Source organism: Sphingobium sp. AP50, assembly GCF_900109095.1.
Taxonomy (GTDB): Bacteria; Pseudomonadota; Alphaproteobacteria; order Sphingomonadales; family Sphingomonadaceae; genus Sphingobium.
This window is the reverse complement of the sequence record NZ_FNYZ01000029.1, coordinates 1-26,837: the sequence shown is the minus strand read 5'-3', so window position 1 is coordinate 26,837 and position 26,837 is coordinate 1. Positions and strand designations below refer to the sequence as shown.

Below are 26,837 nucleotides of genomic sequence, written 5' to 3'. Positions count from 1 at the left end.
GTTCGATCAGCCTTTGATACGGAAGCCGACCATGAAGGCGCGCCCGGTCGGGTCATCCGAAAATTCATAGGAGGCCCCGGCCGATGTCGTGCCGCTATAATAGCCGCTGAGTGGCGGCTTGGCATCGAACAGGTTGGTCACGCTGAAATAGAGGGCGCTGTCCGCGACCTTCCAGCCCGAACCGGTGTTAAGCGTCACGGTCAGGTTGGTGGTCGCGAAATCCCTCACATATTCCTGGCCATCAGCAAACACATGGGCGGCGACGCCGCTGCGGCGGAACTTGTTGCGATAGCGTTCAAACAGGTCGATCGAGACATTGTCGCTGGGCTTGAAGTTGATGAACCCGGCCAGCGTCACGCTGGGGCTGGGCATCAGGCCGTTGAGCCCCCATCCTGCACCGCCCTGATCGATGGTCGGAATGCCCGGCTGCTGATAATAGATATGCGGCTGATAATTGACCATCAGGCGCAGGTTGAGCGGATGTCCGCCGACATGGGTGGCATAATCGGCTTCGCCATCGATGCCCCAGGTCTTCACTTTCGCGATATTATAGGGCTGGATATAATAGGCCGTCGCATTGCCCGCTGCATCGCGCTGGATCAGCGAGCAGTAGATGGACGATCCGCCACTGTCGACACAGCCCTTCTGTACGGCTGCGTTGAAGCCCTGAATCACCGAAATCGCATTGCTGACGACGGTATGATAATAATCGGCGGTCAGCGTCAACCCAGGCACGAAGTCGGGCTTCAGCACGATGCCGGCGGTGTAGGTGCGCCCCACTTCGGCCGTCAGGTTCCTATTGCCCATGTTGATCGACGGCAGATAGGCGGTGACATTGGGGGTCTTGGTCGTATCGGTATAATTGCCATAGACCGTCGTGACCGGTTGATAGAGGTCGTAGAGGGTAGGGGCGCGGATGTCGCGGGAGGCTGTGCCGCGCAGCTTGATCTGGTCGTTCACTTCCCAGACGCCGCCGACCTTCCAGGTCGTATAATGGCCGCTGGTGCTATAGTCGGTATAGCGGGCCGCGCCATTCAGCGTCAGTGCCTTGGCGAAAGCCATGTCGCTGAGCAGCGGAATTTCGACCTCGATCGCGGCTTCCTTCACGCTCTGCGACACGGTTTCGCTATAGGGGAAGGTCGTGGGATAGAGGACGGTCGCACTGGTGCAGTTGTAGCGCAGACCTGTGCAGTCGGCGAGGTCGGTGGGCAACACGCTGCTGGCGGCATTGAAGCGCTGTTTGCGCCATTCCCCCGACAGGGCGACATTGACCGGGCCGGCCCATGTGTTGAACACCGGCCCGCTGATCGAGATATCGGCCGAATCCTGAATCGTATGGGTCGTGAAGACGGCTTTGCCCAGCACATAGTCCAGAGCGGCCGTGCTGGCGGAATTGGCGCCAAAGATGTTGAGGGGCACGCAGTCGCCATAAGCGGACGGATTGGTCAGCGATGCCTGGCAGACGATATTGCCGCTGCTGTCATAGACGGCGTCGAGTGCGGCGGCGAGCCGCTGATTATTGGGCATATTGTCGACGGTGGTCTGCAGCCGCGAATAGCCATGGGTGTAGGTGGCGTTCCACTTGAAGTCCGCCAAGGAGCCTTCGATGCCGACATTGCCATAATATTGATTGGTCTTGGACGATGCCTCGATGCGCGGCGCGCCGCTCAATATCTCGTTCATGGTGAAGGTGCCGGCGCCAGCCAGCGCCGTCTGCGCGGCCGGCGACAGGAAGGCGTTGCTGCTATTGAAGGTCAGGCCCGTCAGTTGGTTCCAGCCGGTGTAGCTCTTGTTCTTCTTGATGTTCGCCGCGCCTTGCACATAGACATGAATGTCATCGGTCAGGTCATAGTCGAAGCGGGCAAAGGCCTGCGTGCCGCGCGAAGGCGAAGACATGGACGAATTCTGATAGGCGCCATCGCCACCGATCTGACAGCAGGAGGAGCCGGATGCCGTGCCTGCCACGAAGGGCACGACGGCCCCCGATGCGTCGAACTGCTTGCCGCGCTGGGCGCCGTTCGTGATGTAACCGCCGAAAGTATAGGTGGCGAGACGGACGTCGGTCGCCAGATAATAGGGGTTGGCCGCCGTCCCTGCGCCCTGCATAGCCGCCAGATTATTCCAGCTGCGATCATAGGCGCGGTTGAGGATACCGTCATATTCGCGATGCTGGACGCTGGCTTCGAAATGGCCGCGCTCCCCGACCTTGAAGCCGAAGGCGGCGCCGATGTCGCGGGTTGCGGCATCACCGCGCTGCGATATGCCGGCCTCGGCATGGGCCCGGAAACCGTCGAAATTGCGGTTGAGGACATAGTTAACCACGCCCGACACCGCGTCCGAGCCATAGACGGCCGAGACGCCGCCGGTGACGACGTCGACACGGCTGATCAGTTCCTGCGGGATCAGATCAACGTCGACGGTCGAATTATAGAGGGTGGGCGGGATGCGGTGACCATCGAACAAGACCAGCGTGCGATAGGAGCCCAGATTGCGCAGGTTGAGGACGTTGGCGGCACCGTTGCCGCCCTGTACGCCGGTCGCGTTGGAGCCGGGATTGCTGAACTGGTTACGCGAACCGGAAAAGACCGGGAGATTGTTGAGTGCGTCCGAAATGGTGCCGGCTGGGGCTGCCGCAGCCAGGGATTCCGTGGAAACGGTGGTCAGAGGCGTGGGACTGGCCGATCCGTTGCGGATGATGCGCGATCCGGTGACGACTATGTCGGCTGCACTGACGCCGTTGGCAGCGTTGTCTTTCGCGGCCGAAATATCGTCCGCATTGGCAGATGTCCCTTGCGCCATGGCCATGTCGCACAGGCCCAACAGGCTTACGCCTGCGAGCAATGTGCAAAGATAGAAGTTCGTTTTCATGAAAGCCCTCTCCCTGAAATCGCCCCGCTGCTGACCGCCAAAATGGCCGACGTAGCGGAATTCGATGCGGGTGAGATGGCACGCCCGGATGATCGAAAAGATATCACTTCCGGCGCGGATGAAATAAGTTTTCAATCCGGGAGAGAATTATTCTTTGTTTTTCAGTAATATGGAATTCAGAAAAATAGAAGTTTGCCAGATCATTTCTGTCTCGTGAAAGCGAAACGGCGCTTCACCGCCTGTCCCGCCGGATCAGCTTGCAAAGATATCGGCGGATGGAATCGCCATCCAGCAGAGAGCGATTCCATCCGCCGAACCCTTATTTCATCGTCGGGATAACGAAGCTCTGATCGATCACCGCGCCGCCGGTCGGCCAGCGCTGGGTGATCTTCTTGGTGCGGGTGTAGAAGCGCACGCCATCCTCGCCATATTGATCGAGGTCGCCAAAGCCCGACCGCTTCCAGCCGCCGAAGCTGTGATAGGCGACCGGCACCGGGATCGGCACATTGATGCCGACCATGCCGACCTCGACATCGGCGGCGAAGCGGCGGGCATAGTCGCCATTGCGGGTGAAGATGGCGACGCCGTTGCCATATTGATGCTTGGACGGATAGCTGAGCGCTTCTTCGAAGGTTTCGGCGCGCAGGATCTGGAGCACCGGACCGAAAATCTCGTCCTGATAGCTTTTCATCTGCGGCGTGACCCGATCGATCAGGGTCGGGGCGAGGTAGAAGCCTTCCTCATAGCCTTGGAGCGAGAAGCCGCGCCCATCGACGACGATCTCTGCGCCTTCATCGGCCGCCATCTGGATATAGGATTCTACGCGCGCCTTGTGCACGCCGGTAACGAGCGGGCCATATTGCGCGTCGGGATCGGTCGGGATGCCGGGGCGCAGGGTTTCGATCGCGGCGATCAGCTTGGCACGGAAGGCTTCGGCCGTCGCTTCGCCCACCGGGGTTACGACCGGCAGGGCCATGCAGCGCTCGCCCGCCGATCCGTAAGCCGCACCCACGATATCGGCGACGGCTTGATCCATATCCGCATCGGGCAGGATAATGCCATGATTCTTGGCGCCGCCCATGCACTGGGCGCGCTTGCCATTGGCTGCGGCGCGCTGATAGACATAGTTGGCGATGTCGGAGGAGCCGACAAAGCTGACCGCCTTGATCGCCGGATGGTCGAGGATCGAGTCGACCATTTCCTTGTCGCCATGGACGACGTTGAGGATGCCGGCCGGCAGGCCCGCTTCCATTGCCAGTTCAGCGAGGCGCACCGGGACCGAGGGATCGCGCTCGGAGGGCTTCAGGATGAAGGCATTGCCGCAGGCGATCGCCATCGATGCCATCCATAGCGGGATCATAGCCGGGAAGTTGAACGGGGTGATGCCCGCCGCGATGCCGAGCGGCTGGCGCACCGAGTAGACATCGATGCCGGGGCCTGCGCCTTCGGTATAGTCGCCCTTCAGCAGATGCGGGATGCCGCAGGCGAATTCCACGACTTCCAGACCGCGCTGGATATCGCCCTTTGCGTCGGCAATCACCTTGCCATGTTCGGACGAGAGCATATGGGCGAGATCGTCCATATTCGCCTCGATCAGTTCCTTGAAGCGGAACAGGACGCGGGCGCGGCGCTGCGGGTTGGTGGCGGCCCAGGCGGGCTGGGCCTCCAGCGCGGAATCGATCGCCTGCTGAAGCAGGGCAGGGGTGCCGAGTTCGACCTGCCCCTGAACCGCGCCGGTCGAGGGATCGAGTACATCGGACAGGCGTGCGCCGGGCAACGGCGCCGTCTTACCATGAATGAAATGGGTGATGGATCGCATGATGATCGGTGCTCCTCTCCGGTTCTTTCCGTGACCAATGCTATAGACCTGTGCGTTTGGCAGCGATACAGGTGATCTGACACATTGGTTGTGCGAAAATGCCTATGCTGAACTCCGACGATCTGCGCCTGTTCCTGGCGGTCATGCGCGAAGGCAATATGCTGGCGGCGGCGCGTCGCGTCGGCATCGATCATAGCACGGTTGCGCGACGGATCACCGCGCTGGAGGTGGCGTTGAGCGCGCGCCTGTTCGACCGATCGCCACGCGGGGTGACGCCGACGCCAGCGGCTTTCGCGCTGACGCCCCATGCCGAGAAGGTGGAGAGCGAGTTGGTGGCGGCGGCGGCCAGCGTCGCGGGGCGTGACCGCGAGGTGGAAGGGGTAGTGCGACTGGCGACGCCGGAAGCCTTTGCTGCCTATCTGGTGGCGCCGCATGTCGCGCGACTACGGGTGCAGCATCCCCGACTGATGCTGGAATTGGCGTCGGAAAGCCGGGCGGCGAGCCTGTCGAAGCGCGAGGCGGATATTGCGGTGATGCTGAAGCCACCGCCCAAGGGGCGACTGGTCGCCCGCAAGCTGGCCGACTATCGGATCGGCCTTTATGCATCGAAAGACTATGTCGCGCGGCATGGCGCTCCGGCAGAGCGCGCCGACCTTAGCCGCCATGCCTTCGTATCCTATATCGAGGAACTGGCTGGTTTTCCTGAAATGATCGCGCTCGACCAGATTGTGGCGGGGGCGACGATCGGCTTTCGCGCCAGTTCCAGCGCGGCGCAGCATGAAGCCGTTGCGGCTGGCGTGGGGCTGGGCGTGCTGCATGTCTTTGCGGCGGAGACGGACGAGCGACTGGTGCGGTTGCTGCCGGGGCGGGCGGAGGTGTGGCGCAGCTATTGGCTCGTCATGCACGCCGATCTGCAACGTCTGCCACGTGTGCGGGCGATCGTCGATTTTCTGGATGACGTGGCGCAGGACATGCGCGAGCGGTTGTAAGAACGCCACCGCATGGTGCATGCGGCGGCGTTCTTGATGTTTATCCGGCGATCAGGCGAGCTCTTCGGGCCAGTAGAGGCGCATCGGATTGTCGATCAGCAGCTTGCGCTGCAACTCGACGGTGGGTGCGATGCGCGGGATCATATCGACCAGATGGCCGTCGTCCGGGATATTATCCTGCATATTGGGGTGCGGCCAGTCGGTGCCCCACAGGACGCGGTCCTGATAGTCGGCGACCAACGGTGCGACTGCGTCGGCAAAGGCATTCCACGGATCGCCGCCAACTCCATTCTTCGCCTCATCGAGGCGGTCGGGGCAGGTCGCCTTGAACCAGATGTCGTCCCGGCTATCGAGGAAGGTGCGGAAGGCCTTCATGTCGGCGCCGTCTGGCCCTTGGGTCACGTCGGGGCGGCCCATATGGTCGATCACCAGCGGGACGGGGATGGCATCCATGAAAGGACGGAGTTCTTCCAATAGGTCGGCTTCGAAATAGATGACGACGTGCCAGCCAGCGGGCAAACGCTTGGCGACTTCCAGGAACTTGTCCTTTGGCGCGTCATCGACCAGTCGCTTCAAGAAATTGAAACGGATGCCGCGCATCCCGCCTTTATGCAGAGCGGCAAGGTCCGCCTCCGAAATCGCCGGATCGACCACGGCGACGCCGCGCGCCTTGCCGTTCGACTTGGCGATGGCGTCGAGCGTCGCGGCATTGTCGGTGCCGTGGCAACTGGCCTGCACGATGACGTTGCGGGCGAAGCCCAGATGATCGCGCAGCGCAAACAGCATGTCCGGGCCGGCGTCTTTGGGCAGATATTTGGCCTTCGCGCTGAAGGGGAAATCCGCCATCGGGCCGAAGACATGGCAATGGGCATCGATCGCGCCTGCTGGCGGCGTGTAAAGCGGCTTCGACGGATTGCCGTGCCATGAAGTGATGCGATTGCTCATGCAAAAACCTCTCCGTCCATCAATTTACGCGCGGTGCGCAGCATGGCCGCGCTGGTGACCGTGCCGCTATCGTCCAGTTCCATGACACAGGTCGTCTCGCCCGTCGGATGTTCGACCGACAGCGTCTTGCGATTGCCTTTCGGGATCGAGGCCACCTCCGCCGCTGGCGACCCTTCGATCAGGCAGGCAGTTGCGACGCTGACGGCGCCGAGCACGCCGATCGAGGCATGGGCCCGATGCGGGATGAAGCTGCGTACCGTGACCGCGCCGCCATCGCGGGGCGGGGCGACGAGCATCATCTTGGGCACGGACTTGTCCTTGACTTCGCCCAGGTTCATCCGTTCGCCGACGGCAAGGCGGATCTTCTCGATCCGGGCTTTCAGCGCCGTATCATTGTCCAGCGTGTCGCGATCCTCATAGCCGGTGACGCCGACATCCTGCGCCTTCATCACGACGCAGGGCATGCCATTGTCGATCAGCGTGACGCGCACGCCTTCGACCTCGTCAAAGGCATTGCCGGTGGGGAGCAGCGCGCCGCAGGAGGAGCCGGCGGTATCGCGAAATTCCAGCGGAATGGGGGCAGCGCTGCCGGGAACGCCGTCGATCTTAGCGTCGCCATCATAGCGGACGGTGCCGCCGGGCGTCTGCACCGTGGCAATGGCGATCTGGCCGGTATTTTCCATGAAGATGGCGACGCGGGTTTCGCCGTCCTGCGCGGCGACAAGGCCGCGTTCGATCGCGAAGGGGCCGATGCCCGCGAGGATATTGCCGCAATTCTGCGCATCGCTGACGATCGCCTGATCGACGAAGACCTGAAGGAAGAGATAGTCGACATCGACGCCCTGCCGCTCCGACTTCTTCACGACGCCGACCTTGCTGGTCAGCGGGTCGGCGCCGCCCATGCCGTCGATCTGGCGCAGGTCGGGCGAGCCCATGACGCGCAGCAGGAAGGCGTCGCGGGTGGCGGTGTCAGCAGGCAAATCCTCCGCCAGGAAATAGCCGCCCTTCGATGTGCCGCCGCGCATCCACATGACGCGGGATTGGGTATGTGCTGTCACTTGAAACCTCCGTTCGCTTCGAGCGAAGTCGAGAAGCGGTCAGGGCAACTCAATCGTTTCTCGACTACGCTCGAAACGAACGGCTGACGGTTTAAATATACTTCAGACCCATTTCTTCCAGACGCGGGCGCATATTGTAGATGTCGAGACCAAGCTCGCCGGCGGCAAGGCGGACGCGCTTGGCTTCCTCGGCGGCTTCGCGGGCCTGCGCCTTTTCCAGCACAGACGCGGCGTCGGCGCGGGGCACGATGCACACACCGTCATCGTCAGCGATGATGACATCGCCCGGATTGACCAGCGCATTGGCGCAAATGACCGGGATATTGACGCTGCCCAGCGTATTCTTGACCGTGCCCTGCGCATGGACGGCCTTCGACCAGACCGGGAAGTTCATCTGCGTCAGATCACGCACATCGCGCACGCCCGCGTCGATGATGAGGCCGCGGCAACCGCGAGCCTGCGCCGAAGTGGCGAGCAGATCGCCGAAATAGCCGTCGGTGCAGGGGCTGGTCGGGGCGAGGAGGAGGATGTCGCCTTCCTGCAACTGCTCGATCGCGACATGGACCATCCAGTTGTCGCCCGGCGCGGCCGAAATGGTGACGGCGCTGCCGGCGATGCGGGCGCCGCTGTAAATGGGACGCATATAGGGCGCGAGCAGGCCGGTGCGGCCCTGCGCTTCATGGACTGTGGCGACGCCGGCTTTGGCGAGGCCGTCAATGACGGAGAGGTCCGCCCGCTGGATATTCTGGACGACGACGTTGGACATGGACCGGTTCCTTCTCCCAAGATGGACAGCGACATGGACAGTTGCAGCGAAATGCTCAAATCCGAACTGGCGCAATGCCATTAAATTTTGATAATCATCAAATATGGAACCCGATCAGTTCAATATCCGACACCTCGCCGCGATGGCCGCCGTGGTCGATCAGGGCAGCGTCAGTCTGGCGGCGCGGTCGGTCAATCTGACCCAGCCGGCGGTGACGCAGGGCATCGCGAAGCTGGAGGCGCAATTGGACGTGCGGCTGTTCGACCGGCAGCCCGGCGGCATGGCGGCGCTGGAGGCGGCGCAGCGGCTGAAACCCCGGATCGATGTGGCGCTGCGGCTGATCGGCAGCAATCGCGTGACGGCGGCGCAGGTGCGGGCCTTCGTGGCGCTGGCGCGGGCGGGCAGTTATGCGGCGGCGGCGGCCGCGACGGGGGTAGCAGAGCCGTCACTGCACCGGGCGGTGGGTGATCTGGGGCTGGCGGTCGGCAGCCGGCTGGTCGACCGGCGGGGTAGGGGGGTGATGCTGACCAAGCCCGGCATGGCGCTGGCGCAGCGATTGCGGCTGGCGCTGGCGGAATTGCGGCAGGGGCTGGCCGATCTGGCCGATCTGAAAGGAGATGAGGGCGGTCGCATTTTGGTGGGGGCTATGCCGCTGTCGCGTGCGCGATTGCTACCTGACGCGATCGCGCGGTTCCGGGTCGATTTCCCGCAGGTCCATATCAGCGTGGCGGAAGGATCGCATGCCGAACTGGTGGGTCCGCTTCGGGACGGCGAGATCGACATGATGATCGGCGCGCTGCGCGACCCGGCCATGGCGCTGGACCTGGAGCAGCGCGCCCTGTTCGAGGATCGACCGACCATATTGGCGCGGCATGGTCATCCCTTGGCGACCGGATGGGATGCCGATGCGCTGCGTCGTTTTCCATGGATATTGCCGCCTGAAGGAACGCCGCTGCGGCAGTTGTGGAAGGCGATGTTTGCGGAATTGGGGGGCGACGAGCCTGCCGTGCCGATCGAGTGCGGATCGGTCATGACGATCCGGCAATTGCTGGTCGGCGGCGATTATCTGACCTTGTTGTCCTACGACCAGTTGGCGCTGGAACTGGAAGCGGGGCTGCTGGCCGATATCGGCCCTGCACCCGGTGCAATCAGTCGGACCATCGGCCTGACAACCCGCACAGACTGGCGTCCGACCCGCTTGCAGCAGCAATTCATGGTGGCGGTCGAAGCCTCTGTCCGAGAGATGACTTCGTAAATTCTTATGAGTATGGGGCGGATTCGATTGGCGGCCTCCGATCCGATGGGTCATCCCTTGTCGCTATGGAGCAGGAAATTGGTCTGATCGGATTTGGCGAAGCGGGGTCAACCTTTGCAATGGCGGGGGACTGGACCGCTTCTGCCCATGTGTTCGATGCGAAGACGGATGATGCCGCCGCGCGGGATGCTATGCTGGCCCGTTATGGTGAAGCTGGCGTTTCTGCCGCCGACACGCTGGTCGACGCGCTGGATGGCATATCGCTCATATTGTCGCTGGTGACGGCGGATCAGGCCCTGGCTGTTGCGCAAGCCGCCGCCGGGCTGATCGTGCCGGGCACGCTCTATTGCGACCTCAACAGCGTCGCGCCGCAGACCAAGCAGGCGGCGGCGCAGGCCATCGGGGCGGCGGGCGGTCATTATGTCGATGTCGCGGTGATGGCACCGGTCGATCCCGCACGGCTGAATGTGCCGCTGCTGCTGAGTGGCGAGAAAGCCGGGGAGGTTGAGGCGCGGTTGCAGGCATTGGGCTTTGCCAAGACCCGCGTGGTGGGTGAGGCCGTCGGCCGGGCTTCCTCGATCAAGATGATCCGGTCGGTCATGGTCAAGGGGATCGAGGCGCTGACCGCCGAATGCGTGCTGGCCGCCAGCGAGGCGGATGTGCTGGACGAGGTGATGGCGTCTCTGGATGCGAGCGAGCGGCCTCGGCCTTGGGACGAAAGGGCGGACTATAATCTCGACCGGATGCTGGTGCACGGGCTGCGCCGCGCGGCCGAGATGGAGGAAGTGGTCAAGACGCTGGAAGGGCTGGGCAGTGGCGCGGCGATGACGCGCGGCACGGTGGAACGGCAGCGGGCGATCGGTGCGCTGGGCGTGAAGGTGCCGCCCGAAGGGCTGGGCGCGAAGATCGGTGCGATTACGCAGGATTGAATGAATTTTTGGCGCGGGCGTCATGCGCCGTCGCCTGAGACCCCGGCCTACGCCGGGGTGACGCAATAAGGTTGGAGATAGAAGCGGATGAGCCTGATTATCGATTGCCACGGTCATTATACCGTTTTGCCCAAGGGGCATGATGCCTGGCGCGAGGAGCAGAAGGCGGCGTTCAAGGCTGGCACAGCCTGCCCGCCCTATCCCGAGATCAGCGACGCGGAAATTCGCGAGACGATCGAGGCGAACCAGCTTCGCCTGATCAAGGAGCGCGGCGCGGACCTTACCATCTTCTCGCCCCGTGCATCGGCGATGGCGCCGCATGTCGGCGACGAGGCGGTGGCGAAGGAGTGGGCGATCCGCTGCAACGACCTGATCGCGCGCGTCGTGGCGATGTTCCCCGAAACCTTCGTCGGCGTGTGCATGCTGCCCCAGTCGCCCAAGGCGGACATGAGCAATTCGATCGCGGAGCTGGAGCGCTGCGTCACCGAACTGGGCTTCATCGGCTGCAACCTCAATCCCGATCCGGGCGGCGGTCATTTCACCCACCCGCCGCTGACGGACCGCTACTGGTATCCCTTCTACGAAAAGATGGTCGAGCTGGACGTGCCGGCGATGATCCATGTGTCGGGCAGCTGCAACCCGGCGATGCATGCGACCGGCGGCTATTATATCGCGGCCGACACCATCGCCTTCATGCAGCTCCTCGAAGGCGATCTGTTCAAGGATTTCCCGACGCTGCGCTTCATCATCCCCCATGGCGGCGGCGCGGTGCCCTATCATTGGGGGCGCTATCGTGGCCTCGCCGACATGCTCAAGAAGCCCGATCTGTCGACGCATCTGATGAACAACATTTTCTTCGACACCTGCGTCTATCACCAGCCGGGCGTCGACCTGCTGGCCGACGTGATCGAGAACAAGAATATATTGTTCGGATCGGAAATGGTCGGCGCGGTGCGCGGCATCGACCCGACCACCGGCTTCTATTTCGACGACACCAAACGCTATGTCGATGCGTTGGAAATCAGTGACGAAGAGCGCGCTGCGATCTTCGCGGGCAATGCCCGTCGCGTCTTCCCGCGCCTCGACGCCAAATTGAAGGAGAGGGGACTATGATAACAGAAGATCCCAAGCATCAGGACATTCACGAATATCTGGCCGAGATGGAAGATATCCCCGGCACGCGCGTGTTCACCGCCGCGCGGGCGCGGGTGGGCTATCATATCAACCAGTTCGCGATGAGCCTGATGAACGCCGAGAACCGCGCCAAGTTCAAGGCGGACGAGCGCGCCTATATGGACGAGTGGCCGCTGACCGAGGACCAGAAGCAGGCCCTGCTGGCACGCGACTATAATCGCTGCCTGGACCTTGGCGGCAATGTCTATTTCCTGTCGAAGCTGTTTTCGACCGACGGCATTCCCTTCGCCGAGGCGGTCAGCACCATGACCGACATGAAATTCCCGGAATATCGCGAAATGATGATGCAGGGCGGCCGTTCGCCCGAGGGTGTGCGGTCGATCAAGGCCAATGAAGCGGCCGCTGCCGCCAAGAAAGAGGATCGCTGAGATGGCGCGTATTACCGCTGGCGTGGCGTCGAGCCATGTGCCGCTGCTGGGCGTGGCGTCCGATTTCGGCAAGGATCGCGACGATTATTTCGGCCCGATCTTCGCCGGATACGACTGGACCCGCGCATGGGAAGAGGCCGAAAAGCCCGACGTCGTCATCCTGGTCTATAACGATCATGCCAGCGCCTTCGACATGAAGATCATCCCGACCTTCGCGATCGGCTGTGGCGAGCGTTACAAGTCGGCCGACGAGGGCTGGGGGCCGCGCGCGGTGCCGGACGTGGAGGGGCATCCTGACCTCGCCTGGCACATGGCGCAGAGCCTGGTCCTGGACGAGTTCGACATGACCATCATCAACGAGATGGATGTCGATCATGGCCTGACCGTGCCGCTGAGCATGATGTTCGGCAAGCCCGACGCCTGGCCGTGCAAGGTGGTGCCGCTGGCTGTCAATGTGGTCACTTATCCGCCGCCGTCGGGCAACCGCTGCTGGGCGCTGGGCGAGGCGATCCGCAAGGCGGTCGAGAGCTTCCCCGAGGATCTGAACGTCCAGATCTGGGGCACGGGCGGCATGAGCCACCAGTTGCAGGGACCGCGCGCGGGGCTGATAAACAAGGAATGGGACAATATGTTCCTGGACGGGCTGATCGGTGACAGCGACCATCTGCGCCGCATCCCGCATATCGAATATCTGCGCGAAACGGGCAGTGAAGGCATCGAACTGGTGATGTGGCTGGTGATGCGCGGCGCGCTCGGCAAGAACACCCGCATGCTGCATCGCCATTATCATGTGCCCTGCTCCAACACCGCGATCGGCCATATGGTGCTGCGCCCCGACAATGGCGAAGGACTGGACATGACCGGCAGCGACGTGACGGCGATCGCGGCGGAATAGCTAGATAAAGCCCCTCCCCTTCAGGGGAGGGGTTGGGGTGGGGGCTGTCCAACTGAGCGCAGCGCTTGCCTCACTCCCCCACCCCCTACCCCTCCCCTGAAGGGGAGGGGCTAATAATGGAGTAGTTCCTCATGCGTATTGCCCTGGCTGGTGCCGGCGCCTTTGGCGAAAAGCATCTTGATGGTCTCAAGAATATCGACGGTGTGACCGTCACCTCGATCATCGGTCGCGAACTGGAAGCGACGAAGAAGGTCGCGGAGAAATATGGCATCGGCCATGTTACCACGGACCTGAACGAGACGCTGGCGCGCGATGATGTCGACGCGGTGATCCTGTGTACGCCGACCCAGATGCACGCCGCACAGGCGATCGCCTGCATGGATGCGGGCAAGCATGTCGAGGTCGAGATTCCGCTGGCCGACAGCTGGAAGGATGCGCAGGCGGTGCTCGCCAAGCAGCAGGAAACGGGCCTGACCTGCATGGTCGGCCACACGCGCCGCTTCAATCCGTCGCACCAGTTCGTCCACAACCGTATCAAGGCGGGCGAATTCAATGTTCAGCAGATGGATGTGCAGACCTATTTCTTCCGTCGCAAGAATATCAATGCGAAGGGTGAAGCGCGGTCATGGACCGACCATCTGCTGTGGCACCATGCCGCGCACACCGTCGATCTGTTCGCCTATCAGGCGGGCAAGATCGTGTCGGCGCATGCCATGCAGGGGCCGATCCATCCGGAACTGGGCATCGCCATGGATATGTCGATCCAGCTGAAAAGCGAGACGGATGCGATCTGCACCCTGTCGCTGTCATTCAACAATAATGGCCCGCTCGGCACCTTCTTCCGCTATATCGGCGATACCGATACCTATATCGCGCGTTACGACGATCTGGTGAACGGCAAGGAAGAACCGGTGGATCTGGCCGGCGTCGCCGTCTCCAACAACGGCATCGAATTGCAGGACCGCGAATTCATCAGCGCGATCCGCGAAGGCCGGGATCCCAATTCCAGCGTCGCCAAGGTGTTCGACTGCTATCGCGTGCTGGGTGAGCTGGAAACGCAGCTCGGCTAAGCCGGCAATCCCTTCGGGGTCGCAGGGAAGGGCGTGGCCGCAACAGCGGGCCGCGCCCTTTCTCTATCAGGCGAGGATAGGGTGGGTGAAGCGGAGATCGTCGAGCAGGTCCTCGATCAGCGCCACGTCGCGGATGCTGCCGGTCGGCACCGCGGCCCAGTTGCAATGGGGATGGGTAGCCCGGCTATAGAGGCGGATCGGGCCAATCGCCTTGCGCCAATGATGTTTGCTTTTGCCATGGTCGCGCAGTAGGCGCGCCACCAGAAGATCGATCATCCCTTCACTCGTCATTGCCGTCCTTTGCCGACCAATGGCCCGGCAGGTCAAGATAAGCCTCCAGTTCGCGCCAATGCCGGTCCCAGCCGGGGCCGCGCCGTTCGGGCGGAACATGGTATTCGACCATATGGCGGGCGCGGGTGACGATATTGTCGCGCGACGTGCGCAGCCGGTCGAGGATATGGCGAATCTCGTCGCTCATGGCTGGGGCCGTTCGCGTGCGGCGCGATAGGTGCGGGGTGGTTGCCCGACATGGCGGGCGAAGAAGCGCGAAAAATAGGCCGGATCTTCAAAGCCCACGGCATAGGCGATGTCCGCCACAGACATTTGCGAATAGAGCAGGAGGCGGCGGGCCTCCAGCAGGCTGCGATCATCCAGCATTTGCGCGGGTGAACTGCCCGCTACCCGCGCGCAGGCCTGGCGCAAGGCGGTAAGGCTGGTGCCCAGCGCTTTGGCGTGGACCGATACTGGCTCGCGCTGGCGGAAACGCTGTTCGATGCGTTCGCGCAAGCGGGCGACCAGGGCTGTCTGACGCGCGGTTCCGGGTTGTGCTGCGTCGGCCAACGTCGTGTGTCGCAGCGCCAGCACCATCAGCGACAGCAGCGCGGATTCGACGGCGGCCCGCTGGCCGGGGCCGGCCCAGCCCAATTCTCTGGCCATGCGACCGATAATCTCTTCGGCGGTGAGACCTTCCTCATGCGGCAGGGTAACGGCATGGGGGCGTGCGAACAGCGGTGCGAGATCGATGTCGCGGCCGATCAGATGGCGCAGATAGGAATCGGCGATGGTGGTGACATGGCCGCGCGATTCACTGTGCCAGCTGAAACCATGGACGATGCCGGCCGGGATCAGCAACAGGCAGGGGGCATCGAAACGGACCATCAACGCTTCCGCCTGCATCGCGCCACCGCCTTCGGCAATCAGGATGATATGGTTGAGATCGCGATGGACATGCGGGCGGATCGTCCATTCGCTGGGACGGGACCGGTCGTCCAGGCTTTCGACATGGACGAAGCCTTCCGCCACGCTGCGCTGCGGTTCGCCGTAAAGATAGAAGCTGGGAACGGACGCCGTCGACATGGGACGGGAATAGGGGAGGCTGCTTAAAGCGGCAACAAGGATCGCGAGCCGGGCAATGTTGTTTCGTCCATATTATTGGACGTCTGGCGGGGGCAGCCTATGCCGCCCCCGCCCTGCACGATCAGTAATGGACCCGGACGCTGGCGAAGAGCGTGCGGCCCGGTTCGGGGAAGCCGTCCGTCAGCGTGTAATAATCGTCCAGCAGATTGCGACCGCCCACGCCGATGTCGATCTGCGGCGTCAGGGCATAATCGACGCGCAGGCCCGCATTCACATAGGCGCCGGTGCGATAATAGACCTGCGCAGCGGAAGCCGGCGTCGCGGTGAACAATGTCCATCTGTTCGAGGCAAGGTCGACATTGGGGACGATATGCAGCCCCTCGGTCGGCGCCCAGTCCAGATAGGCGAAGCCCTTGTGCGTCGGCACGCCGGTCGGGCGGAAGGCGGGGTTGGCGGCATAATCGAGATCGCGCTTGATCCCGGTATAGTTGAAGCCGACATCCAGCCCCGGCAGGATGGTGGCGGACACCGACAGTTCCACACCATAATATTCGCCTTTGCCGACGTTGCGGCTCTGCGTCAGGTTGGTGAGGACGCAGCCTGCGGTGGGGACGGCGGGCGGGGCGGTGGACGCGGTGCAGGGATAGGCCGGGGTCGGTACGCTAAAGATGGCGTTGCGTACCCAGCTGTAGAAGAGCGCGCCTTCGACCCGGACCGAACCGCCACTCCAGCTTCCGCCGACTTCCGCATTGGTCGCCCGTTCCGCCTTCAAATCGGGATTGGGAATGGCGGTGTTGAAGCGTTGACTGAAGCGTTCGAAGATGGTCGGGAAGCGTGCGCGGGAGGAAAGGCTTGCGTGTAGCGCCACCGCATCGCTTGCCTGCCAGTCGAAGCGACCCTGCAAATTCCATGTGTCGGAGTCGCGTCGCGGATAGTTGTAGAGGACGGACGCGCCGGAGGTGCCGAGCGGGGCGCCATATTCCTCCGCCTTGATCAGGTTGCGCCAGTCGAAGCTGCCACCCAAAGTGAAGGTCAGGTCCGAACTGAGCCGCAATTCATTTTCCAGCGCGGCGGAGAAGGTTTCCTCGGTCTGGGTCTGGCGCGGCTCGGTGGTTGCGACACCGGCGGTGGAGAAGCTGGTCTGGAATTCGACATGCTTGTCATGGCGATAGTGGAAGGCCAGACGCAGCGTGTCCATTTCCGTCACATCGAAATCGAGCTGAGCCGATCCACCCCAGGCACGATCTTCATAAGGGGAATCGAAGGCATAGGGGCGGCTCTGCGTCGTCTGCGTGCGATCGTTGAAGGACCGCAATATGGAATCGAACTGGTTATAATAGGCGCGGGTCTTGAGTGTCGCGCGATCGCCCAGCGCAGTCGTCGACAGGAAATAGAGGCTGGTGATGTTCCATTGCGGCCAGTCCCAGAAACGGGCTGTCGTCACCGTATCGCTGATGTGCAGCGGCGCGCCCTTCGACCCTTCCTGATAGGTATAGCTGAGCGCATATTCGTCCGTGGCATTGGGGGTGAAGCCGACCTTGGCATTGACGCGCCAGTCTTCGGTCCGGGAGAAGTCGCGGGCGCCGCCATTTTCCAGCGTCGGCACCTTCGCCGTGAAGTCGTTGGGCAGATCCCAATGGTCGGTAAAGCTGCGGGCGTAGCTGGCTTGCGCATACCAATTATCCTGTTTCGTCCCGACCATGGCGGAGGTGGAGTAACCGGCATAATCGGCATCATTGTCGAAATTGACCGTGCCGCGCACGTCGATGTCCAATTCCTTGGTGGGCTTGCGCGTCACAAGATTGATCGCGCCGCCCATGGCACCGGGGCCGTCGAGCACGGAGGCATAGCCCTTCGCCACCTGTACCTCGGCAATGTCGGTGGTGAGGAAGCGGCCATAGTCCAGCCGGTTGTCCGCCGGCAGATAGACGCGGATGCCGTCGATCGACAGCGGCACCTGAAACCGGTCGAAGCCGCGCACGAAGACCAGCCGCTCATTGCGCGTGCCGCCGCTATTGCCAGCCGAAACGCCGGGCATCAGGTTGACGGCATCGTCCAGCGCGGTGCGACTGAACGTATAGATGGCGTCGGAAGACAGGCTGTTGCTGTCGATTTCAATGCCCTGTGCGCGGGGCGCCGTGACGATGATCTGGCCCAGCGAAAAACGGTCCGACGTGTCGGGCTGCGGGACCGCTTCCGTCTGGGCCATGGCCGGGGCCGCAAGGATGCTGCCTGCCAGCAGCAGGGCAGTTGAAGTGATACGCATGAAATCCCCCTATCTTGGTCGTTCGACTCGCTATATTTGGCTGTATATAGATCGTCGTCTTCGGGGAAAGAGATCATGCGTTTGAACAGCCTGCTGCCACTGCCTCTCCTGGTCGTCCTGGGCTGCGGGGCTCCTGCATTGGCGCAGATGCCCATGGGGCAGGAGGCTGCGACCTGTTCTGCGCCAGCCGAATTGCCGGCAGAACTGCAATCCTGGCGCAGCCCGGTTCCGCTGAAAGCGGGCGTCGACCGCAAGACGGCAGCGAAGGCGATGCTGACGGCCGGGCAGGCGGTGACGCTGGCGCTCAGCCCCACGCCGAAGATCGCCTATCCCGTGCGTCCGGCCAAACCGGGCGGATCGGTCAGCTATGGCGGCCTTGCCAGCTTCACCGTGGCGCAGGCCGGCACATGGCGGGTGGCGCTGGGATCGAGCGCTTGGGTGGATGTGGTCAAGGATGGCAAAGCGGCGACCTCTATTGCCCATGGTCACGGCCCCGATTGCAGCGGCGTGCGCAAGATGGTGGATTATAGTCTGGAGCCCGGCACCTATAGCGTGCAGGTCGCTGCCAATGGTGCCGATAGCCTGACGCTGCTGGTGACGCGCCTGCCGTGACGCGCGTCTTTCTGGCGATCGCGGCGCTGCTGCTGATCGCGGCCGGGGCGCCATGGCGCTGGGATTTGCCCGCTGGGGTCGCGCCGCCGCCGGTTCCGGCCGATAATCGCATGAGCAGCGCCAAGGTCGAGCTTGGCCGCCGGCTTTTCTATGATGCCGATCTGTCGGACGATGGCACCATGGCTTGCGCGGCCTGCCATGAACAGAAGCGCGCCTTTGCCGATGGGAACGCTACGCGACCGGGCGTGCATGGCGATCCGGGGCGGCGCAATGTCCCTGGCCTGGCCAATGTCGGCTGGTTCAGCCGTCTGACCGCCGCCGATCCGGATGTGACGACGCTGGAGGCGCAGGTGCTGGTGCCGTTGCTGGGCGAGCGCCCGGTGGAGATGGGCATGAAGGGGCTGGAGGCGGAGCTTGCCCGACGGCTGAGCGCGGACGCCTGTTACCGGCGCATGTTCGCGCGTGCTTTTCCGGAGCGAGGGGGACGGATCGACCTGCACAATGTTGCGGCGGCACTGGGGGCATTCGAGCGGACGATGATCGCGCTCGACAGTCCCTATGATCGGTTCGGGCGGGGTGACCGGACGGTTTTGTCAGCGGCCGCGCAAAGGGGCGCTCGGGTCTTTGCGCAGGCGGGATGTACCAGCTGTCATGCGGGGCGCCTGTTGACCGATATGGACTATCACCGGTTGGAGGCTGTGGCGGCGCGTGATCCGGGCCTTGTGGAACGGACCGGTCTGTCTGGTGACGCCGGTCGATTCCGTACGCCTTCCCTGCGCAATGTCGCGCTGACCGGGCCATGGTGGCATGACGGGAGCGAACGGACGCTGGAGGGTGCCATCCGTCGTCATGGCAAAGCGATCCCCGAACAGGATATGCTTGCAATCATCGCCTTTCTGCAAGGCCTGAGCGATACGCATTTCACGACCGATCCCCGCTTTTCGATGCCGGATCGGGCGTGCGGGCGGCGGTTATAATATTGCCTGTGTCAGGCGTCTGATTCCCGCTTGACCGGGCGATGGCGGCCGGTAACCCATGACATATGAAAAAGCCCTTCCGCACCGTCGCCTGCCTGAGCGCTGCCGCGCTCGCCCTGCTTTCGCCCGTCCTGCCGCTCGCTGCGCAGGATAGTGCGACGGGGCCGACCGACACGATGATGAACGAGCAGGTGAAGGCCTATGACTGGGTTCGCCCGCAGGCCGACTATGTGCGCAAGGTGGTGATGATCCCCATGCGTGACGGGAAGAAACTCTACACCGTCATCGTCTATCGCAAGGGTGTTACCGACGCGCCGATCCTGCTCAGCCGGACGCCCTATAATGCGGACAAGGCAACCAGTCGGAATCGCAGCCAGAAGATCGAGGAAATCCTGCCCGTCATGGACGCGGCGTTCGTCAATGACGGCTATATCCGCGTTTATCAGGATGTGCGCGGACTCGACGGGTCGGAGGGCGACTATGTCATGAACCGCCCGCTGCATGGCCTCCTCAACCCGACCAAGGTCGATCATGCCACCGATGCCTATGACACGATCGACTGGCTGGTGAAGAATGTGAAGGAAAGCAACGGGAAGGTCGGCATTACCGGCTCCTCCTATCTGGGCTTCACATCGCTGATGGCGCTGATCGATCCGCATCCGGCGCTCAAAGCCGCCGTCCCGCAAAGCCCGATGGTCGATGGCTGGATGGGCGACGACTGGTTCCATAATGGGGCCTTCCGCACCTTCGGCTTCGACTATGATCTGGGCCAGACGGTGAAGAAGGGCGGCGGGTCCGTGCCCAAGGGGACGGGCGACGAATATGAAGCCTATCTGGCGGCCGGATCGGCCGGCGATTATGCCCGCACCTATGGCCTGACCGACCTGCCGGTCGTGCGCAAGGTGCTGGAGCATCCGTCCTATGACGCCTGGTGGCAGGGGCAGGCGGTCGACAAGCTGCTGGCTGCGCGCAAGCTGACCGTGCCGACCATGCTGGTGGTGGGGCAGTGGGATCAGGAGGACAGCTATGGCGCGCCCGCCGTCTATCAGGCGCTGGAAAAGCAGGATGCCAATAATGACCTGCTCAGTCTGGCGATCGGCCCCTGGCGCCATAGCCAGGTCAATTATGAAGCCCGCGAACTGGGACCGCTCAAATGGGAGGGCGACACCGGGCTGCAATTCCGTACCAATTATATGAAGCCATTCCTGGACTGCCATTTGAAGACGGTCGCGCCCAAATGCGACACGCCGCCTGTGCTGACCTACGCCAGCGGCACCAACCGGTGGGAAGTGTCGAAACAATGGCCGGCGGGCGATTATACGCCGCTTTATCTGGGGCAGAATTTCGGCCTGTCGTGGAGCAAGCCGCAGGCGGGCAGCGACAGCTATGTGTCCGACCCGGCCAAGCCGGTGCCGATGCTGCCCCGGCCGATCCATATGCAAGGAGACGAATGGCGCACCTGGCTGGTCCATGACCAGCGCTTCGTCGACGGGCGGCCGGACGTGCTGAGCTATGCAACGGGCACGCTCGACAAGCCGGTGCATATCAAGGGTGCGCCCAAGGTGGACCTGCGCGCCGCCACCAGCGGGCGGGACAGCGATTTCGTGGTCAAGCTGATCGATGTCTATCCGCAGGAAAATTCGGCCGATCCGACCATGGCGGGCTATCAACTGGGCATCGGGATCGAGATTTTCCGGGGGCGCTATGTGAACGGTTTTGCGACCCCCGCGCCGTTGGAGCCGGGCAAGACCTATGCCTTCCAATGGACGCTGCCCAATGTCGATCATGTCTTCCTGCCCGGCCACAAAATCATGGTGCAGGTCCAGTCCAGCCTCTTCCCGCTCTATGATCGCAACCCGCAAAGCTGGGTGCCCTCGATCATGGAGGCGAAGCCCGGTGATTATCAGAAGGCGACCGAGACGATTCATTGGGGCGGCGATGCGGCCAGTGCAGTGTGGCTGCCTGTTGCACCGCAATGACGATGCTTGCCTGATCATCGGGCATTGATCGGTTTCATTTCAACGGCGGGGACAGGCGTTGTTCATGCAGGATGAACAACTTTGTGCGAAGCGGCGTTACTCCAACCATCCGCCTTTTGTCCCTTGGCGGGGGAGGGACGGTGTAGAGGGTGGCCTGGCTGCCCGATGACAGGAATAGGCTTTTGTTGTTCAACAGGATGATGCGTTTCACTTTGTGTGCGGCGGTGCTGCTGGTGTCGGTGCCATCCTATGCTGCCGACCCCGCACCATTCGAACTGACCGGTCCGTCGCTGCGGGTGAATGTGACGCGCGGCGGCCAAAGCCTGCCCATTGCGCAGGTTCCCAGCCTTTCCGAAGGGGATAAGCTGACGGTCGAAGCGGACCTGCAAGGGGACCAAGGGGCTCGCTTCATCCTGGTGTCGGCCTTCCTGCGCGGCGCGACCAATCCGCCGCCCAAGGACTGGATCAGCTTTGCCGAAACCTGGCGGAAGAAGCCCAAGGACAAGCTGCTGACCCTGACCGTGCCCAAGGGCGCGCGACAGATGGTGGCATTTCTGGTGCCTGATACTGGCGGCGCCGAAGGAACCTTGGCCGATTCTGTACGGGGCAAGCCGGGCGAGTTCGTGCGTGCGACGCAGGATCTCAACCAGGCCTCGCTCGACCGGTCGCGGCTGGACGCTTTCATGGGGGCGATCCGCGCGCAGGATAACAGCCATCCCGAATATCTTCGCACGCTCGCGCCCGTTCTGGCGCGCAGCCTGTCGATGAAGCTGAATGAGGAATGCCTGTCCAAGGTGATCGAGATGCAGGCCTCCTGTTTGCTCGACAACCGGGATACGCTGGTGCTGTCAGATGTGCACACCAGTTCCATGGCGGAGACGCTGACGGGCGCGCCGACCGATCTCGCCCTGCAACTCAGCGCCACGCGGGAGGCGGGCTATGGCTATTACAGCGCCTACATCGCCGTGGTGCGGGACGTTGCCAAGATATTCGGCGCCTTCAGCAATCCCGAATTCGGTTATCTCCCCACGCTGAGTGTGCGCAAGGGTGACGGAATCGGTCTGCTGCTGAATAGCGCGCCTTCGTTCCAGAAGCCCAAGTCGGTGATGGTCGTCGCCATGCCCGCGATCGAGGCCAATAGTCCGCCCCGCCTGCGCAGTGGGGCCAGCGGACCGATCTGCGCGGCGCGGCCGGATGCCGTGCTGCCGGTGGAAGGGGCGCCGCTGATCTATTCCACCAGTTACGCCCGATCGATGATGCTGGCGCTGAAATCGGCGTCGGGCGAAACGGTGGAACTACCGGTGGAGGCACGCGCGGACCGGGGCGGCTATGTGCTGGCTCGCGATGCAGTGCTGCCCGCGACATTCAAGGGAACGGCGCAGGGGCATCTTTATGGCCAATGGGGTTTCGACCGCTTCGAAGGCCCGGATTTCACGTTGCAGATGCCCGACGAAAAGGGTTGGGCGGTAGACGGTGAGACGCCGGCTCTGGTGGTCGGGCGTGATAATGATCTGATGCTGAAAGGCGGCGCGCCAGCCTGTGTCGAGAGTGTGACTGTGCGACAGGGGGATGCGACCCAGCAGGTCAAATGGAAGGTGGAGCGGCAGGACCGGCTGGCGCTGATCTTGCCTCTGGCCGACCGCAGGCCGGGTCCGCTCGCTATCGAGGTCAAATATCAGGGCGTCGCGCAACCAGCCAGCATATCGCTGCGCAGCTATGCGCAGGCGAGCAAGCTGGATGGATTGCAACTGCATGCCGGGGATCGCACCGCACTGCTGTCGGGGCAGCGGCTGGATCAGGTGGAAAGCGTCGATGTCGCGGGTCTGCTCTTGCGCCCGGATGGCCTGACCCGTGACGGGTCGGTGGATCGGCTGCGACTGGTCGCATCGGATGGCGGTGGGACATTGGAGCAGGGACGCGACGTCATTGCCAAGGTCAAGCTGCGCGATGGACGGACGGTCGGTCTGGGCATGACGGTAACGGCGGCGCGGCCGCAGGTCGGTTTGCTCAGTAAGAGCATCACAGCGGGCGCCCCGCCTGCCAACGGCAAGGCGCTGACATTAACGGGCGATGCGCTGCTGCCCGACGATGGCAGGCTGGTTTTCTCCGTTCGCGCCAATGATGGCACGAAATTCACGGCCGGGGATCTGATCGAGGTTGCACCGGCTGACGATGGTGCGGCGATCCGGTTGACCGCATCCAATGGCGTGCGCCTTGAAGGTCCGCAGGTGATGGTTGCGACACTGGACCCCAAGGCCATGCCACCGTCGCTGTTCGGGCCATTGCGCTTTCGCTTGCGCCACGGTGACGAGGCGAGCGACTGGCAGCCGCTGGTGACACTGGCGCGCCTGCCGCAGATTGAGGCTGTTTCCTGTGAGGTGAAGGCGGAGGGATGCACCATCAAGGGACGCGACCTCTTCCTGATCGACGCGGTGGGTGGCACGCCCGCGCTGGATCAGGCCGCGCCTGTGGCGCAGGGCTATACCGGATCGACGCTCAAGGCCCCCGCGCCGCAGGATGGCAAACTCTATCTTCGGTTGCGCGATGCACCCGACAGCGTGGTGACTCTTCCTGCCGCATGATGGAAAAGGATGCGGATGGATTGTCCATTGCTGATCCGCCGCCAGAGCAGGTTATTTGCTATGAAATAAGCCGATTAATATCGATACTTGCCATTCAGGATGATCGATCGTCCAAATAAATGGCTGTTCCGGCCATGGGCGTCACAGGCGCGGCGCGGCATCTTCTCCTTCAATTCTGCATAGGTTGGAGAGGATGATCATGAAGACCCAGGTCGCCATCGTCGGCGCAGGCCCCGCCGGACTGATGCTTGGCCATCTGCTGCGCGCAGAAGGCATTGATGCGGTTATCGTCGAGCGGGCATCGCCGGACTATGTGCTGGGCCGCATCAGGGCGGGCGTGCTGGAGCGTACCACCACGGATCTGATGGATCGTCTGGGTCTGGGCGCGCGGATGCATGCGGAGGGATTGCCGCATGACGGTTTCCATCTGGCCGATGGGGAGCGACTGATCCGCATAGATATTGCCGCACTCACCGGCAGGCAGGTGATGGTCTATGGCCAGACCGAGGTGACGCGCGACCTGATGGATGCGGCGCCGGAACGCGGGCTGGAAATCATCTACGATGCAGCCGATGTCGCGCTGCATAATGTGGACAGCGATGCGCCTTATCTCACCTATAACAAGGATGGTGCCAGTCATCGCATCGATGCCGCTTTCCTCTGCGGTTGCGACGGCTTCCATGGGCCGTCGCGCAAGGCGATCCCGGCATCGGTCTCCACCGCCTATGAGAAAGTCTATCCCTTCGGCTGGCTCGGCATTTTGGCGGATGTGCCGCCCTGTAACCATGAACTGATCTACGCCAATCACGAGCGCGGCTTTGCCCTGGCATCGATGCGGTCGGAAACGCGCAGCCGCTATTATATTCAGGTGCCTCTGGACGAGAAGATCGAGGAGTGGCCAGACGATCGCCTGTGGGACGAACTGGCCGTTCGTCTGGGGCCGGAAGCGGCCGCGCACATGACCCGTGGCCCGGCACTGGAAAAGTCCATCGCACCGCTGCGCAGCTTCGTGTTCGAACCGATGCGCCATGGCCGGCTGATGCTGGCGGGCGACAGCGCCCATATCGTTCCACCCACGGGTGCCAAGGGTCTGAATCTGGCGATGTCGGACGTGCATTATCTGTCGCAGTCGCTGATCGCTTTCTTCAAAAATCATGACAGCGACGCGGTGGCCGGCTATTCGGACAAGGCGCTGGCCCGCGTCTGGAAATCCGAACGCTTTTCATGGCAATTGACGAAGCTGATGCACCGCTTCCCCGACAGCGATGCGTTCGATCGCCGGATGCAGGTCGCCGACCTCGACTATATCGCATCCTCGGTCGCGGCGCAGACGACGATCGCGGAAAATTATGTAGGATTACCCCTGTAGAGATGACCAGCCTTCCCACTCGCAAAATCGGCGCCTTCACCGTTTCGGCCATCGGCCTTGGCTGCATGAACCTGTCCCACGCCTATCTGCCGCGTCCTGACGCGGCGGAGGCTGAACGGCTTCTGCGTCACGCGCTCGATGCCGGCGTCACCTTCTTCGACACCGCCGCCCTTTACGGCTTCGGCGCGAATGAGGAATTGTTGGGCCGGACGTTAATGGACCGGCGGGGGGAATTTACCTTGGCCAGCAAATGCGTGCTGGGCGAGGTTGACGGCAAGCGTGGGTTGGACGGTTCGCCTGCCGCGATCACCAAGACATTGGAAGATTCGCTCCGGCGCCTGAAGGTCGACCATATCGATCTCTATTATCTCCACCGGCTTGACCCCAATGTGCCGATCGAGGATTCGGTGAGTGCATTAGTTCGCGGCCTCGAAGCAGGGAAGATCGGTGCGATCGGTCTGTCGGAAATGTCGGCGGCGACGCTGCGCCGTGCGCATGCGGTGCATCCGATCGCGGCGATGCAGACCGAATATTCGCCCTGGACCCGCAATCCCGAAGTGGCGGTACTGGATGCCTGCGCCGAACTGGGCGTGGGTTTCGTCGCCTTTTCGCCGGTTGGACGCGGGCTGCTCGCGGGCAATCCCCATGCTGCCAATCTGCCGCAGGGCGATATTCGCGCCTTCATGCCGCGTTTCAAGGCGCCGCATCTGGAGGCAAATCTGGCATTGGCGGGGCAACTGGCGACACTGGCAGGCGAAGCAGGCTGTACCCCCGCCCAGCTATGCCTTGGTTGGTTGCTGGCGAAGGGCGATCATATTGTGCCGATTCCGGGGACGACCAGCATCGCCCATCTGGACGAGGATTTGGAGACTTTGTCGCGCGAATGGTCGACGGACCTGATCGCTGCGGTCGATGCGCTCTTCCCCTTCGATGCAGCGTCGGGGCCGCGCTATCCCAGGGAGGCGCAGGCACAGGTCGATACCGAAATCTGGGAAGGCGAACCGCTGGCCTGAATCGGAGTCAGTGATTCTCGGGCTGTTTCAATGGCTTGATTCGCCGATTCGCGATGAGAAGGGATACGATATGGGGTGCGGAGGGTTCTGGCCTTCTGCGCCCTTCTTTTTTCCGATGCAGCAAAATCCCCTAAATTTGAGGGGTTTTCGCTTGTCGATGCGGTCCCCTTCACGAAAGTTTCAAAAAGTGTGTTGACGGTTTGGTCGGTGGTATCTAGAGGGCTTTTCACCGGACGGGGCGCTGCCATCAGGGAGCGTTTGGAACGGTCGCCAACATAGACGGGATGCACCTCCCCTGGACAAGGTTTCAGGGAAGGATTGCTGTCCCGCTAAGGTTGTCGGTTCTTTGACATTGTCGGTTAGATGAAGGGACATGTGGGCGGCGGCTCCGGTCTGTGGCGGCTTTCAGGCGTCATGTGATCGGTTAAATTGGGCCGTTCCTTATTGGAGCCTTTTGGGATTTATCCTGGAAGGTTGTCTATATGTCTCAGTATATTCCACTAGAATATATTGTGCAGGAATGGCTC

Annotated in this window: 22 protein-coding genes; 13 read left to right on the top strand and 9 right to left on the bottom strand. The window is 62.5% G+C overall.

The features are described from left to right. Positions 1-6 precede the first annotated feature (6 nt). Complete coding sequence (locus BMY84_RS26480; RefSeq protein WP_143075177.1) at positions 7-2,868, bottom strand: TonB-dependent receptor plug domain-containing protein; 2,862 nt, start codon at positions 2,866-2,868, stop codon at positions 7-9. A 319-nt stretch (positions 2,869-3,187) separates the two neighbouring features. Beyond that, positions 3,188-4,687 carry a CoA-acylating methylmalonate-semialdehyde dehydrogenase gene (locus BMY84_RS26475; RefSeq protein WP_093087943.1) on the bottom strand — a complete coding sequence of 500 codons (1,500 nt, stop codon included), beginning with the start codon at positions 4,685-4,687 and terminating at the stop codon, positions 3,188-3,190. A gap of 98 nt (positions 4,688-4,785) precedes the next feature. On the opposite strand from BMY84_RS26475, the gene BMY84_RS26470 reads away from it, so the two are divergent. Continuing rightward, positions 4,786-5,676 (top strand): LysR family transcriptional regulator, encoded by an 891-nt coding sequence (locus BMY84_RS26470; protein WP_256215459.1) that lies wholly within the window; start codon positions 4,786-4,788, stop codon positions 5,674-5,676. A gap of 51 nt (positions 5,677-5,727) precedes the next feature. Here the strand turns inward: BMY84_RS26470 and BMY84_RS26465 are convergent, their stop codons facing one another. The 3 genes from BMY84_RS26465 to ligK all read right to left on the bottom strand — a co-directional run bounded on the left by BMY84_RS26465 (position 5,728) and on the right by ligK (position 8,445). Continuing rightward, complete coding sequence (locus BMY84_RS26465; protein WP_093087940.1) at positions 5,728-6,621, bottom strand: amidohydrolase family protein; 894 nt, start codon at positions 6,619-6,621, stop codon at positions 5,728-5,730. Continuing rightward, positions 6,618-7,652 (bottom strand): 4-oxalomesaconate tautomerase, encoded by a 1,035-nt coding sequence (locus tag BMY84_RS26460; RefSeq protein ID WP_093087939.1) that lies wholly within the window; start codon positions 7,650-7,652, stop codon positions 6,618-6,620. Before BMY84_RS26460 ends, BMY84_RS26465 begins: the two co-directional genes overlap by 4 nt. A gap of 118 nt (positions 7,653-7,770) precedes the next feature. After that, positions 7,771-8,445: a 4-carboxy-4-hydroxy-2-oxoadipate aldolase/oxaloacetate decarboxylase gene (gene ligK / locus BMY84_RS26455; protein WP_093087938.1), complete on the bottom strand. Its 675-nt coding sequence runs from the start codon at positions 8,443-8,445 to the stop codon at positions 7,771-7,773. A 103-nt stretch (positions 8,446-8,548) separates the two neighbouring features. Between ligK and BMY84_RS26450 the strand changes: the two genes are divergently transcribed. From BMY84_RS26450 to BMY84_RS26425, 6 genes are all read left to right on the top strand, one after another. After that, entirely contained in the window at positions 8,549-9,700 is a 1,152-nt protein-coding gene (locus tag BMY84_RS26450; RefSeq protein ID WP_093087937.1) for a LysR family transcriptional regulator, read from the top strand. A 65-nt stretch (positions 9,701-9,765) separates the two neighbouring features. After that, on the top strand, positions 9,766-10,629 hold the full coding sequence (locus BMY84_RS26445; RefSeq protein WP_093087936.1) for a DUF1932 domain-containing protein: 864 nt from the start codon (positions 9,766-9,768) through the stop codon (positions 10,627-10,629). Between the two features lie 87 nt (positions 10,630-10,716). Beyond that, entirely contained in the window at positions 10,717-11,742 is a 1,026-nt protein-coding gene (locus BMY84_RS26440; RefSeq protein ID WP_093087935.1) for an amidohydrolase family protein, read from the top strand. Then, complete coding sequence (gene ligA / locus BMY84_RS26435) at positions 11,739-12,191, top strand: protocatechuate 4,5-dioxygenase subunit alpha (RefSeq protein WP_093017341.1); 453 nt, start codon at positions 11,739-11,741, stop codon at positions 12,189-12,191. Before BMY84_RS26440 ends, ligA begins: the two co-directional genes overlap by 4 nt. A 1-nt stretch (position 12,192) precedes the next feature. Beyond that, a complete protein-coding gene (locus BMY84_RS26430; RefSeq protein ID WP_093087934.1) occupies positions 12,193-13,086 on the top strand; it encodes a class III extradiol dioxygenase subunit beta in 894 nt (297 codons plus the stop codon). Between the two features lie 131 nt (positions 13,087-13,217). Beyond that, positions 13,218-14,156 carry a Gfo/Idh/MocA family oxidoreductase gene (locus BMY84_RS26425; protein ID WP_093017337.1) on the top strand — a complete coding sequence of 313 codons (939 nt, stop codon included), beginning with the start codon at positions 13,218-13,220 and terminating at the stop codon, positions 14,154-14,156. Positions 14,157-14,222: 66 nt separating this feature from the next. On the opposite strand, the gene BMY84_RS26420 is transcribed toward BMY84_RS26425, so the two are convergent. The 4 genes from BMY84_RS26420 to BMY84_RS26405 form a co-directional block, all read right to left on the bottom strand. Then, a complete protein-coding gene (locus BMY84_RS26420; protein ID WP_093087932.1) occupies positions 14,223-14,447 on the bottom strand; it encodes a hypothetical protein in 225 nt (74 codons plus the stop codon). After that, positions 14,437-14,634 (bottom strand): hypothetical protein, encoded by a 198-nt coding sequence (locus BMY84_RS26415; RefSeq protein ID WP_093087931.1) that lies wholly within the window; start codon positions 14,632-14,634, stop codon positions 14,437-14,439. The genes BMY84_RS26420 and BMY84_RS26415 overlap by 11 nt, the downstream gene beginning before the upstream one ends. Then, complete coding sequence (locus BMY84_RS26410; protein ID WP_093087930.1) at positions 14,631-15,512, bottom strand: helix-turn-helix domain-containing protein; 882 nt, start codon at positions 15,510-15,512, stop codon at positions 14,631-14,633. The genes BMY84_RS26415 and BMY84_RS26410 overlap by 4 nt, the downstream gene beginning before the upstream one ends. A gap of 121 nt (positions 15,513-15,633) precedes the next feature. Next, positions 15,634-17,778, bottom strand: coding sequence for a TonB-dependent receptor plug domain-containing protein (locus BMY84_RS26405; RefSeq protein WP_093087928.1), 2,145 nt, complete (start codon positions 17,776-17,778; stop codon positions 15,634-15,636). A gap of 75 nt (positions 17,779-17,853) precedes the next feature. Here BMY84_RS26405 and BMY84_RS26400 point away from each other — a divergent pair, with 75 nt between their 5' ends. From BMY84_RS26400 to BMY84_RS26375, 6 genes are all read left to right on the top strand, one after another. Then, positions 17,854-18,390, top strand: coding sequence for a hypothetical protein (locus tag BMY84_RS26400; RefSeq protein WP_256215458.1), 537 nt, complete (start codon positions 17,854-17,856; stop codon positions 18,388-18,390). After that, positions 18,387-19,367: a cytochrome-c peroxidase gene (locus BMY84_RS26395; protein ID WP_093087927.1), complete on the top strand. Its 981-nt coding sequence runs from the start codon at positions 18,387-18,389 to the stop codon at positions 19,365-19,367. The genes BMY84_RS26400 and BMY84_RS26395 overlap by 4 nt, the downstream gene beginning before the upstream one ends. A 65-nt stretch (positions 19,368-19,432) precedes the next feature. Then, positions 19,433-21,346, top strand: a complete 1,914-nt coding sequence (locus tag BMY84_RS26390) for a CocE/NonD family hydrolase (RefSeq protein WP_093087925.1) — start codon at positions 19,433-19,435, stop codon at positions 21,344-21,346. Positions 21,347-21,543: 197 nt separating this feature from the next. Continuing rightward, entirely contained in the window at positions 21,544-23,928 is a 2,385-nt protein-coding gene (locus tag BMY84_RS26385; RefSeq protein ID WP_093087924.1) for a hypothetical protein, read from the top strand. A 199-nt stretch (positions 23,929-24,127) separates the two neighbouring features. Further along, positions 24,128-25,297 (top strand): 4-hydroxybenzoate 3-monooxygenase, encoded by a 1,170-nt coding sequence (pobA, locus tag BMY84_RS26380; RefSeq protein WP_093087923.1) that lies wholly within the window; start codon positions 24,128-24,130, stop codon positions 25,295-25,297. Positions 25,298-25,299: 2 nt separating this feature from the next. Continuing rightward, positions 25,300-26,310: an aldo/keto reductase gene (locus BMY84_RS26375; RefSeq protein ID WP_093087922.1), complete on the top strand. Its 1,011-nt coding sequence runs from the start codon at positions 25,300-25,302 to the stop codon at positions 26,308-26,310. The last annotated feature ends 527 nt before the right edge of the window (positions 26,311-26,837 follow it).

Excerpts from the sequence above, each read along its gene's own strand:
- BMY84_RS26425 (WP_093017337.1), top strand. The coding sequence starts at position 13,218 with ATGCGTATTGCCCTGGCTGGTGCCGGCGCCTTTGGCGAAAAGCATCTT.
- BMY84_RS26390 (WP_093087925.1), top strand. The coding sequence starts at position 19,433 with ATGAAAAAGCCCTTCCGCACCGTCGCCTGCCTGAGCGCTGCCGCGCTC.
- BMY84_RS26420 (WP_093087932.1), bottom strand. The coding sequence starts at position 14,447 with ATGACGAGTGAAGGGATGATCGATCTTCTGGTGGCGCGCCTACTGCGC.
- BMY84_RS26450 (WP_093087937.1), top strand. The coding sequence starts at position 8,549 with ATGGAACCCGATCAGTTCAATATCCGACACCTCGCCGCGATGGCCGCC.
- BMY84_RS26410 (WP_093087930.1), bottom strand. The coding sequence starts at position 15,512 with ATGTCGACGGCGTCCGTTCCCAGCTTCTATCTTTACGGCGAACCGCAG.
- BMY84_RS26405 (WP_093087928.1), bottom strand. The coding sequence starts at position 17,778 with ATGCGTATCACTTCAACTGCCCTGCTGCTGGCAGGCAGCATCCTTGCG.
- BMY84_RS26400 (WP_256215458.1), top strand. The coding sequence starts at position 17,854 with ATGCGTTTGAACAGCCTGCTGCCACTGCCTCTCCTGGTCGTCCTGGGC.
- BMY84_RS26445 (WP_093087936.1), top strand. The coding sequence starts at position 9,766 with ATGGAGCAGGAAATTGGTCTGATCGGATTTGGCGAAGCGGGGTCAACC.
- ligK (WP_093087938.1), bottom strand. The coding sequence starts at position 8,445 with ATGTCCAACGTCGTCGTCCAGAATATCCAGCGGGCGGACCTCTCCGTC.
- BMY84_RS26465 (WP_093087940.1), bottom strand. The coding sequence starts at position 6,621 with ATGAGCAATCGCATCACTTCATGGCACGGCAATCCGTCGAAGCCGCTT.
- BMY84_RS26480 (WP_143075177.1), bottom strand. The coding sequence starts at position 2,868 with ATGAAAACGAACTTCTATCTTTGCACATTGCTCGCAGGCGTAAGCCTG.
- BMY84_RS26470 (WP_256215459.1), top strand. The coding sequence starts at position 4,786 with ATGCCTATGCTGAACTCCGACGATCTGCGCCTGTTCCTGGCGGTCATG.
- BMY84_RS26430 (WP_093087934.1), top strand. The coding sequence starts at position 12,193 with ATGGCGCGTATTACCGCTGGCGTGGCGTCGAGCCATGTGCCGCTGCTG.
- BMY84_RS26375 (WP_093087922.1), top strand. The coding sequence starts at position 25,300 with ATGACCAGCCTTCCCACTCGCAAAATCGGCGCCTTCACCGTTTCGGCC.
- ligA (WP_093017341.1), top strand. The coding sequence starts at position 11,739 with ATGATAACAGAAGATCCCAAGCATCAGGACATTCACGAATATCTGGCC.
- BMY84_RS26475 (WP_093087943.1), bottom strand. The coding sequence starts at position 4,687 with ATGCGATCCATCACCCATTTCATTCATGGTAAGACGGCGCCGTTGCCC.
- pobA (WP_093087923.1), top strand. The coding sequence starts at position 24,128 with ATGAAGACCCAGGTCGCCATCGTCGGCGCAGGCCCCGCCGGACTGATG.
- BMY84_RS26385 (WP_093087924.1), top strand. The coding sequence starts at position 21,544 with ATGATGCGTTTCACTTTGTGTGCGGCGGTGCTGCTGGTGTCGGTGCCA.
- BMY84_RS26440 (WP_093087935.1), top strand. The coding sequence starts at position 10,717 with ATGAGCCTGATTATCGATTGCCACGGTCATTATACCGTTTTGCCCAAG.
- BMY84_RS26415 (WP_093087931.1), bottom strand. The coding sequence starts at position 14,634 with ATGAGCGACGAGATTCGCCATATCCTCGACCGGCTGCGCACGTCGCGC.
- BMY84_RS26460 (WP_093087939.1), bottom strand. The coding sequence starts at position 7,652 with ATGTGGATGCGCGGCGGCACATCGAAGGGCGGCTATTTCCTGGCGGAG.